An 8,830-nucleotide genomic window follows, 5' to 3' on the forward strand; every position below is an offset into this window, starting at 1 on the left:
CTCACTTCTTCTCGGAGGAACTGGGGGGAATCGCGGAGGCGTGCATCCCGGTCCAGGCCAGCCGCCCGTCCGGGGAGACCACGAACAGGGCCGGGAAGTGCCGGATCCCGAACGCGTGACGCAGCGACCCGTCGGCGTCCACCACCACCCGGGCGGCCGGGACGGCCCCGGCGAGGAAGCCGGCGGACGCGTCCGGCCCGGAGACCACCGCGACCGCCCGATCCCAGCCGGCCGCGACCCGGCCGAACGCGGCGCGGTCCCGGCGGCACCGGTCGCAGGTGGGGGAGAAGAACGCGACCAGGGTGTCGGTGTCCGGGGCGAGCAGACCGAGCCCCGCGGCCAGGACCGCGCCGCGGGGCAGGGCCCGGGCCGGCACACCCCGCTCCTCGATGTCGACCAGCAGTTCGGCGTGGTACCGCAGGCGGCGGATCAGCGCCACGATCAGCGCGGTGTGGAACGCGACGACCAGGGCGAGCACGACGACGGCGGCGATCAGGGCACTCATCGGGCTCTCACCGCCGGGCCGGGAACACGGCCGTGACGTCGCCGATCCGGACCACCAGCGTGGTCAGCAGCGCCGCGGCGGCCGCGCAGACCAGCGGACCGGCCGGGCCGGTGCTCCGGCCGGCGGGGCCGCCGCCGAGGGTGCCGGCCAGGGCGATCGCGGCGATCGCCAGCAGCAGCCCGTTGCGGATCAGTGCGGCCCGGCGGCCGATCGCGGCGGTGCCGAAGCACCCGCAGGCGAAGGCGGTGTCCGGCATCGCGCCCAGCCGCCAGGTGAAGAGCGCCAGCAGCCCGATCGCGCCGGCCGCGGCCCACGGCGCGGTGCGCGCGACGACCGACCCGGCGGCGACCGCGGTCTCGGCGGCGACGGTCAGCACGGCGAGCACCCCGGCGCGCCGGCCGGACTGCCCGGTCAGCGTGGCGGTGGCCTGCCGGAAACGGGTGAACGCCGCCACCCGGTGCGTCTTGGCCAGCACCGACGCGGCGAAGACCATGGCCAGGGCACCCCGGCCGGTCCAGGAGAGGTAGAGCAGCGTGGTGGTCATCGCGACGGGCTCCGGACGGTGAGCATCGGGATGTGGAACCCGTCCGGGTACGGCTCGTCCACCGCCACCCCGTCGACCTCGACCCAGGCGTGCGCGCCGAACGGCGGGTGCCGGCGCACCCCGGCCACCCAGTCCGGCCAGGCGCCCCGCTGGCGGCAGAGCAGCGCGGTGGCGATCGACCGGGGCAGGCAGCCGACCGGGCCGGCGCAGAACGCGCTGTTCGCCACGGTGTCCCGGCGGGCCGCGGCGGCCTCCTGACGGGTGGCCGGTCGGGCGCCGCGGCTGATCCGGCGCAGCACCCGGCAGATCAGGTCCGGTGACCGGTGTGCCAGCACCCGGGCGAAGGCCACCACGGCGAGCACCGTCAGCCGCCGGCCCAGCCGGCTCGGCCGGTGCGCGAGCACCTGCTCGGTGGTCATCTCGCCACCACCAGACCGGCGCCGCGCAGCTCACCGAGGAACTCGGCCAGGTCGGCGGCGATCGTCGCCGGGTCGGCACCGAGGTCGGCGGCCAGCCGGTCGGTGGCCGGGGACGGGCCGGCCAGCAGGCAGTCGAGCATGGTGGCGGCGGTCGCGTTCAGCGTCCAGTACTCGCCGATCGCCGAGTCCAGCAGTACCCCGCCGTACTCGGTCGGGGTCCAGGCCACGTGGGCCGGCAGGGTCCAGTTCATCGGGCATCTCCGTTTCCCGGGACGCGCAGCCAGGCCTCGGCCGCGAGGGTCTGGTCGAGGTCGTAGAAGGTGCGGTCACCGGGCGCCGTCAGGGCGGCCCGCAGCGCCGCGGCGTCGATCAGGCCGCGGTCGGCGAGCTGGGACCGGTCGGCCAGGTCGAGCAGCGTGCCGCGGTGCTCGTCGGCGCCCCGGAGCGCGGCGATCGAGGTGTCCGCCTTGGTGGAGCGGTGGCGCACCGGCTCCGGCAGCACGTCCCGCATGGCCAGGGCGAGCAGCGGCTTGTACTGCCGGGGCGAGGCGACGCCGGCCAGGCGCACGCTCAGCGCCGCCTCGACCACGGCGTCGTCCAGATAGGGCAGGGCCACGGTGACCCCGGTCCGGCGGGAGGCCTGGGCCAGGTGCCGGGCGGCGGCCGCCCCGGCGTGCAGCCCGGCCAGCCGGCCGTGCAGCCCACGGTCGTCGAGCAGGGGAGTGGCCGAAGCGGCCTGCTCCCGCAGGATCCGCCGGACGGTGGCCCGCGCGTCCGGGCTGACCCAGGGCGCCAGCGCGGCCGGCGGACCCCAGCCGAGCATCGGTCCGGCGCCCGCGTCACCGTCACCGGTCAGCGAGGCCAGCCAGGTGCCGTACGGGCGACGGTCGAACGCCGCGCGCAGCGTCGCGGTGCGGCCCCAGCGGTACGCCGAGCGCAGCAGCCGCAGGTTGCGGATCGCCGCCCGGGGGTCGGTGCGCAGCAGGCTGAGCTGCAGGGCCGGATCGGCGGTGAGCAACTCGTCGCCGCCGAAGCCGGTGAGCCGTACCCGGGCACCGTGCCCGGCGGCGCGGCGCGAGGCGCCCAGGAAACCGGCCCGGTACATCACCGCGGCGGTCGGCTCGTCGAAGCCGTCGGCCGGCCGGTGCAGGTCGGTGTAGGGCAGCGGGCTGGCGTCCCCGGCGATCACCTCGTGGGTGACCTTGCCGAGCTCCCGGGCCGCGGTCTCGGCCCAGGGCAGGTCGTCGTCGAGCGGGTCGGGGCTGACGCAGGTCAGCCCGATCACGTGCCGGCCGTCCCGGACGGCGAGCGCGCAGAGCGAGGTGGAATCCATCCCGCTGAGGTCACTGGCCAGCACGTCACCGGGGGCGCCGCGGACCGCGACCGCCGCGGCGAGGGCGTCCCGCAGCCACGTGGCCGCCTCGCCCGGGTCGACGGTGGGTGCGGGCGGCTGCCAGCGGCGCCGGAGGCGCGGCGTGCCGTCCGGAGCGACCACGAGCCGCTCGTCCGGGCGTACCGCCGCAATGCGGTGAAAGACCGGATTCCAGAACAGTGGCCAGGGCGCGAACGGGCTCAGCAGCCGCACCGCGAGCGCCTCGTCGTCGACGCCGGCGCCGATCACGGCGGCCAGGACGTCGGCGCGGTCGCCGGCCAGCGGGCCGTGGTGGTACACGCGCCGGAAGCCGGACAGGCTGCCCTGCACGGCGAGGCCGTCCGGCCCGGCGGCGATCACGTGGAAGCTGCCGGGCTGCCCGCGCAGGCTCTCGCAGAGCTGTTCGGCGGTGCGCGCGCCGCGCGCGAGCCGCCGCAGGTCGTCGGCGGTGAGCCGGTGCTCACCCAGCGCGGCGAGGCGGTTCGGGCCGATCGCGGCCGTCACCGCCTCACCGGGCTGCCATCGACCGACCAGCCAGGGGCGACCGGACGCGTGGGCGACCATCCCCGGGACGCCGGTGGGCGTCCGCGGGCGGGGACCCGGAACGCCGGTGGGCGTCCGCAGGAGTGGCCCTGCCATCCGGTGGCCGGCATCGTTGTCCGGCACCGCTACGAACCATGACACTTGTGACGCCAGGTCTGGCAACAGCGCCATGAGTCGCCCCTCCGGTCGGTCAGTCATGCCGTCAGTTGCAGACGGCCTTCGGCTTCTGGGTCACGAACGATTCGCGGCAGCTGGTGAAGAGGCTGCCGGCGGTCTTGCGGGCGAACGAGCCGCCCTTGGTCAGCGTCGGGCGCTGGTAAGTGGTCGGTGCCATCGCGATGCTTACCTCTCGGTGGGTGACTCGGACCGGTCAAGCATCGGGTCCGGCTCTATATCCACTCGATACGAGCAGCTGCGTCGCGGCCAGCCGGCGATAGAGCCCGTCCCGGGCGAGCAGCTCGTCGTGGGTGCCGACGGCCCGGATCCGGCCCTGCTCCAGCAACACCACCCGGTCGGCGCGGGTCACCGTGGACAGCCGGTGCGCCGCCATCAGCACGGTGGTGGTCCGGGCCACCCGGGTGACCAGGTCGCGCAGCGCCTGCTCGTTCACCGCGTCCAGGTGCGAGGTGGGCTCGTCGAGCAGCAGCAGGCCGGGCCGGCGGAGCAGGGCGCGGGCGGTGGCCACGCGCTGACGTTCGCCGCCGGACAGCGTCGACCCGCGGTGCCCGAGCACCGTGTCCAGGCCGTGCGGCAGCCGGCGGACCAGCGCGGTCAGCGCGGTCTGGGCGAGCACCTCGGCGATCCGCTCGTCGGACGCGTCCGGGGCCCCCAGCAGCAGGTTGTCGCGCAGCGTGCCGGCCAGCACCGGCGCTTCCTGCTCGACGTAGCCGATCCGGGCCCGCAGGTCGCGCAGCGGCCAGTGCCGCACGTCCCGGCCGCCCGCCTCGACCCGGCCGGCGGTCGGTTCCCGGAACCGCTCGACCAGCGCGAGCAGCGTGCTCTTGCCGGCGCCGGACGGGCCGACGAGGGCGGTCAGCCCGGCCGGCGGGAGCCGCAGGGTCACGTCGCGCAGCACCTCCGGACCGTCCGGGCGGTGCCGCAGCGAGACCCCGTGGAAGGCCACCGACAGCGGCCCGATGGCCGGCGGGCCCGGCCCGGCCGGCGGATCCGGGGTCTCCGCGGGCAGCCGGAGCACCTCGTCGATCCGGCCGGCCGCGGCCAGCCCGCCCTGCAACCCGGCGATCCCGCCGGCCAGCTGGGCCACCGGCCCGGCCAGATAGAACAGGTAGAGCAGGAAGGCGACCAGCGACGACACGGTCAGCCGGCCGGCCGCCACCGAGGCGCCGCCGACGCCGAGCACCACCACGAAGGCCACCTGCACCGCCACCCCGCTGACCAGCCCGGCCGCGGCGGTCCAGCCGGCCGCCTGTCGCCCACGCCGCCAGGCCCGGGTCGCCGCCCGGTGCGCGGCCGCCGCCTGGGCCCGCTCGGCGCCGTTCGCCTGGATCGTGCGCAGCGCGCCGAGCGCCCGTTCCAGCAGCGCGCCCAGGTCGCCGACGGCCGCCTGGGTCCGCTCCCCGGCCTGGCGGATCCGCCCGGCCAGCACCGCGGTCACCGCGAGCACCAGCACCAGGACCGCGGCCACCACGCCGAGCAGCACCGGGTCGAGCCGGGCCATCAGCACCACCGCGCCGGTCACCTGGAAGATCCCGGTGGCCAGGTCGACCAGGTTGGTGGTGGCGGCGGCGCGCAGCTGGGTGGTGTCGCCGGTGACCCGGGCCAGCAGGTCGCCGGGCGCGGCCCGGTCCAGCACCCCGGCCCGCAGGCGCAGCAGCCGGTCGATCAGGCCGCGCCGGGCGCCCAGCACCACCCCCTCCGCGGTGGCCTCCAGCAGATACATCCCGACCGCGCCGAGCAGTGCGCCGGCCGCCAGCAGGGCGGCCAGCAGGGCCACCGCGCCACCGGCCGGCGCCCCGCCGGCGAGGGAGTCGAGCAGGCGTTTCACCGCCAGCGGCGCGGCCAGGCCGGCCAGGCCGCCGAGGAACATCAGGCCGGCGCCGGTCAGCAGGCCGCGGCGGTGCGGGCGCAGGTGACGCAGAAGCAGCCGCAGGCGCGGCGCGCGAGTTCTCACGCGGGCGAGGTTGCGGCCCGGCTCGATATTCCGGCTATCTCCCGGGCGGGAGGCGCCCGACCCCTGCGGCCGAGGGGCAAACCATTGAGCGACCCCTATCGGGCTGGTCCTCTATGGAATCGGCCGGGCGGGTGAACGAGGGTCCTCTTAGCGCGACGTCGTCGTCGCACTGGATCTGCTCGAAGCCGACGGGGGCGTTGCCTCGGTGTATGCCGAGCGCGGAGGTGGAACCGTGAATGACCTGGAATTCCGTGTCCTGGGACCGGTGGAGGTGTGGCGGCGTGACCGCCGCGTCATGCTGCCCGGCTCCAAGATCACTACCGTTCTCGCCGCACTCCTGCTGGCCCGGGGAAAGGTCGTCCCGCACGCCGAGCTGAGTGCTCTGCTGTGGGGCTGGGACCCGCCCGCGACGGTGGACGCGCAGATTTACACCTACGTCTCCCGGCTGCGCAAGCGGCTCGACTTCGCGGTGCGCATCGTCCGCGAGCACGCCGGCTACACGCTCGACATCGGCGACTCGTTCGTCGACCTGTTCGCCTTCGAGGAACTGGCCGCCCGTGGCGCCGAGCGACTCGCCCAGGGACACCGGGCGGCGGCCGCCGACGACCTGCGCGGCGCCCTCGCGCTGTGGCGCGGCCCGGCGCTGGCCAACGTCACCGAGCCGCTGGGCGAGCGGCACCTGCCCTGGCTGGACGAGGCGTACGCGCTGGCCTGTGAACGCCGCGCCGAGGCCGAGTTGGAGCTGGGCGGCAGCCTGGAACTGGTCCCGGAGCTCACCGAGCTGGTCGCCCGCTACCCGCTGCGCGAGCAGTTCCGGGCCCAGCTGGTGCTGGCCCTGCACCGGGCCGGGCGGCGCTCGGAGGCGCTGGTCGCCTACGACCGGGCCCGCCGGACGCTGGCCGACCAGCTCGGGGTCGGCCCCGGCGAGGCGCTCACCCTGGCCTACCAGGAGGTGCTGATCAGCGACACGGCCGAGCCGGAGCCGGCCCCGGTGCGGGCTGCCGAGCCGGTGCTGGTCACGCTGCCGCCGGACGAGCAGTACTTCGTCGGCCGGGCCGACGAGCTGGCCGGGCTGGAGCGGCTGCTCACCGCCGACCGGCCGGCCGCCAACGGGCCCCGGCAGGTGCTGCTCACCGGCGCGGTCGGCACCGGCAAGACCGCGCTGGCGGTGCGGGCCGCGCACCGGTGCGCCGGCGCCTTCGGCGGACGGATCGCGTACGCCTCGCTGACCGACCAGAACGGCGCGCCGCTGCCCGCCGCCGCGGTGCTCAAGCGGCTGCTCTACGGACTCGGCGAGCCGGTCGAGCCCGGCTGCGGCGCCGACGAGCTGGGTCTGCTCTTCCGGGCCGCCACCGCCCGCCGCCCGGTGCTGGTCATCCTGGACGACGTGCCGGCCGGCGCCGACCTGGCCGCGCTCACCCCGAACCACCCGGCCGCCACCCTGCTGCTGATCAGCCGGGCCACCCTGACGGTCGCCGGCCGGCGCGACACCGTGCTGCTGGAGCCGATGCGCCCGGCCGAGGGCATCGTGCTGCTGGCGGCGGTCGCCGGGGAGGAGCGGATCCTCGCCGATCTGGACGCGGCCCGGGCCGTGGTCGGATTCTGTGACGCGCTGCCGGCCGCGCTGCGGATCTGTGGCGCCCGGCTGGCCGCCCGTCCACTCTGGTCGGTGCGTCGCCTCGCGCACCGGCTGACCGACCCGGCCCGCCGTCTCGACGAGCTGGCCCTGGGCGACGAGTCGCTGCGCGGCCGGCTGCTCTCCGCCTTCCGGTCGCTGCCCGACGCCGCACGGCGCGGCCTGCCGATGCTCCGCGACGTCGGGCCGGACGCGTTCACGGTGACCTCGCTGCACCTGCCCGGCGGCATCTCCGAGGCGGAGAAGGAGCAGGTCGTCGACATGTTGGTGCAGGCCCGCCTGGTCGAGGAGGTGGTGGCCGACGACCTCGGCGGCAGCCAGTTCCGGATGCCCGGGCTGATGCGTCTGCTGACCCTCGACGTGACCCGCGCGGCGAGCTGAAAGCCCTGCACAACACGTATAGGGCGGCTATAGCCGAGCTCGGCATGCTGCGCCGAGCAGACCCCGTCAGGAAAGGAAGGCCACCGATGGCCGGCCACAGCTGGAAGCCGTTGGACATCACGGCAGAAGACATCGGTACCGCGGCGACCCCGGAGGCCCTCGCCGGCCACCTCGACTCGCTCGGCACCGCCCTCGACGACCTCCTGGTGCAGGAGAAGGCCCTGGTCTTCCGGGGCTTCGGGGTGACCCCCGCGGAGCTCGACGGCGTGTTCGACCGGCTGCTGCCGCGCCGGCTCGCGTACGTCAACGGCAACTCGCCGCGCACCAAGGTCGGCTCGAACCTGTACACCTCGACCGAGTATCCGGCCGAGTTCACCATCTCCATGCACAACGAGATGTCGTACGCGACCAGCTGGCCCAGTCGGCTCGCGTTCTACTGCCAGATCGCCGCGGCGACCGGCGGTGCCACCCCGCTGGTGGACGCGCAGCTCTGGCTGGAGTCGCTCGACCCCGGGGTGCGCGAGGCGTTCGCCGGGGGCGTGCGGTACACCCAGAACCTGCACGGCGGCCGCGGGCTCGGCAAGAGCTGGCAGCAGACCTTCGAGACCGAGGACCGCGCGGCCGTCGACGAGTACCTGACCGCTGCCGGCGCCGAGTGGACCTGGCGCAACGACGGGAGCCTGCACGTCGAGCAGCCACGCCCGGCCACCACCCGGCACCCGGTGACCGGCGCCGAGGTCTGGTTCAACCAGTCCGACCAGTGGCACCCGGCCGCGCTGGGCGACGAGACCGCCAAGGCGCTCGCCCAGATCCTGCCGCCCGAGGAACTGCCGCAGTACGTGACGTTCGCGGACGGCTCCACCATCCCCGACGAGTACGTCATCCAGGTCCGCGACCGTGGCCTGGAGAACGCCGTCGACGTCGACTGGCGGGTCGGCGACGTCATGGTCTTCGACAACCTGCTGGTCGCGCACGGGCGGCGCTCGTTCACCGGCCAGCGCCGGGTCCTCGTCGCGATGACCGACTGACCTCCGTCCACCCATCACCGCACCACCACTCAAGGAGAAGAGATGTCCGAGCAGAACACGCACCTGGTCGTCCTGAACGACGAGGAGCAGTACTCGATCTGGTGGGCCGACCGCGACCTGCCGGCCGGCTGGACCGCCGAGGGCTTCGCCGGCAGCCAGGAGCAGTGCCTGGAGCACATCGACGCGGTCTGGACCGACATGCGCCCGGCCAGCCTGCGCCGGCGCATGGCCGAGGCCAGCGCCGCCTGACACCCCCCGATCCGGTTCCCTG

10 protein-coding genes are annotated in these 8,830 nt (G+C 75.5%); 3 read left to right on the plus strand and 7 right to left on the minus strand.

The features are described 5' to 3' along the window. Position 1: 1 nt before the first annotated feature. From ACSP50_RS04520 to ACSP50_RS04545, 7 genes are all read right to left on the minus strand, one after another. A complete protein-coding gene (locus ACSP50_RS04520) occupies positions 2-505 on the minus strand; it encodes a hypothetical protein (protein WP_014687972.1) in 504 nt (167 codons plus the stop codon). 7 nt (positions 506-512) lie between these two features. Further along, the gene (locus ACSP50_RS04525) at positions 513-1,049 is read right to left on the minus strand and encodes a MauE/DoxX family redox-associated membrane protein (RefSeq protein WP_014687973.1); all 537 of its coding nucleotides are present in this window, start codon (positions 1,047-1,049) and stop codon (positions 513-515) included. Beyond that, positions 1,046-1,468, minus strand: a complete 423-nt coding sequence (locus ACSP50_RS04530; RefSeq protein WP_014687974.1) for a lasso peptide biosynthesis B2 protein — start codon at positions 1,466-1,468, stop codon at positions 1,046-1,048. The genes ACSP50_RS04525 and ACSP50_RS04530 overlap by 4 nt, the downstream gene beginning before the upstream one ends. After that, the gene (locus tag ACSP50_RS04535; protein WP_014687975.1) at positions 1,465-1,719 is read right to left on the minus strand and encodes a lasso peptide biosynthesis PqqD family chaperone; all 255 of its coding nucleotides are present in this window, start codon (positions 1,717-1,719) and stop codon (positions 1,465-1,467) included. Before ACSP50_RS04535 ends, ACSP50_RS04530 begins: the two co-directional genes overlap by 4 nt. After that, positions 1,716-3,506, minus strand: a complete 1,791-nt coding sequence (locus ACSP50_RS04540) for an asparagine synthase-related protein (protein WP_231956863.1) — start codon at positions 3,504-3,506, stop codon at positions 1,716-1,718. The genes ACSP50_RS04535 and ACSP50_RS04540 overlap by 4 nt, the downstream gene beginning before the upstream one ends. Before the next feature lie 79 nt (positions 3,507-3,585). Next, entirely contained in the window at positions 3,586-3,717 is a 132-nt protein-coding gene (locus ACSP50_RS43710) for a keywimysin-related RiPP (RefSeq protein WP_014687977.1), read from the minus strand. Positions 3,718-3,753: 36 nt separating this feature from the next. Further along, positions 3,754-5,514: an ABC transporter ATP-binding protein gene (locus ACSP50_RS04545; RefSeq protein ID WP_197688117.1), complete on the minus strand. Its 1,761-nt coding sequence runs from the start codon at positions 5,512-5,514 to the stop codon at positions 3,754-3,756. A gap of 232 nt (positions 5,515-5,746) precedes the next feature. Between ACSP50_RS04545 and ACSP50_RS04550 the strand changes: the two genes are divergently transcribed. The 3 genes from ACSP50_RS04550 (at position 5,747) to ACSP50_RS04560 (ending at position 8,808) form a co-directional block, all read left to right on the plus strand. After that, complete coding sequence (locus ACSP50_RS04550; protein WP_014687980.1) at positions 5,747-7,531, plus strand: BTAD domain-containing putative transcriptional regulator; 1,785 nt, start codon at positions 5,747-5,749, stop codon at positions 7,529-7,531. A gap of 86 nt (positions 7,532-7,617) precedes the next feature. Next, on the plus strand, positions 7,618-8,559 hold the full coding sequence (locus tag ACSP50_RS04555; RefSeq protein WP_014687981.1) for a TauD/TfdA family dioxygenase: 942 nt from the start codon (positions 7,618-7,620) through the stop codon (positions 8,557-8,559). A 42-nt stretch (positions 8,560-8,601) separates the two neighbouring features. Then, positions 8,602-8,808 (plus strand): MbtH family NRPS accessory protein, encoded by a 207-nt coding sequence (locus tag ACSP50_RS04560; protein WP_014687982.1) that lies wholly within the window; start codon positions 8,602-8,604, stop codon positions 8,806-8,808. The last annotated feature ends 22 nt before the right edge of the window (positions 8,809-8,830 follow it).

This window comes from Actinoplanes sp. SE50/110, assembly GCF_900119315.1.
GTDB lineage: Bacteria > Actinomycetota > Actinomycetes > Mycobacteriales > Micromonosporaceae > Actinoplanes.

What these genes read in the sequence shown, in the direction of transcription:
- ACSP50_RS04520 (WP_014687972.1), bottom strand. Translation starts at nt 505, where the DNA reads ATGAGTGCCCTGATCGCCGCCGTCGTCGTGCTCGCCCTGGTCGTCGCG.
- ACSP50_RS04525 (WP_014687973.1), bottom strand. Translation starts at nt 1,049, where the DNA reads ATGACCACCACGCTGCTCTACCTCTCCTGGACCGGCCGGGGTGCCCTG.
- ACSP50_RS04530 (WP_014687974.1), bottom strand. Translation starts at nt 1,468, where the DNA reads ATGACCACCGAGCAGGTGCTCGCGCACCGGCCGAGCCGGCTGGGCCGG.
- ACSP50_RS04535 (WP_014687975.1), bottom strand. Translation starts at nt 1,719, where the DNA reads ATGAACTGGACCCTGCCGGCCCACGTGGCCTGGACCCCGACCGAGTAC.
- ACSP50_RS43710 (WP_014687977.1), bottom strand. Translation starts at nt 3,717, where the DNA reads ATGGCACCGACCACTTACCAGCGCCCGACGCTGACCAAGGGCGGCTCG.
- ACSP50_RS04555 (WP_014687981.1), top strand. Translation starts at nt 7,618, where the DNA reads ATGGCCGGCCACAGCTGGAAGCCGTTGGACATCACGGCAGAAGACATC.
- ACSP50_RS04560 (WP_014687982.1), top strand. Translation starts at nt 8,602, where the DNA reads ATGTCCGAGCAGAACACGCACCTGGTCGTCCTGAACGACGAGGAGCAG.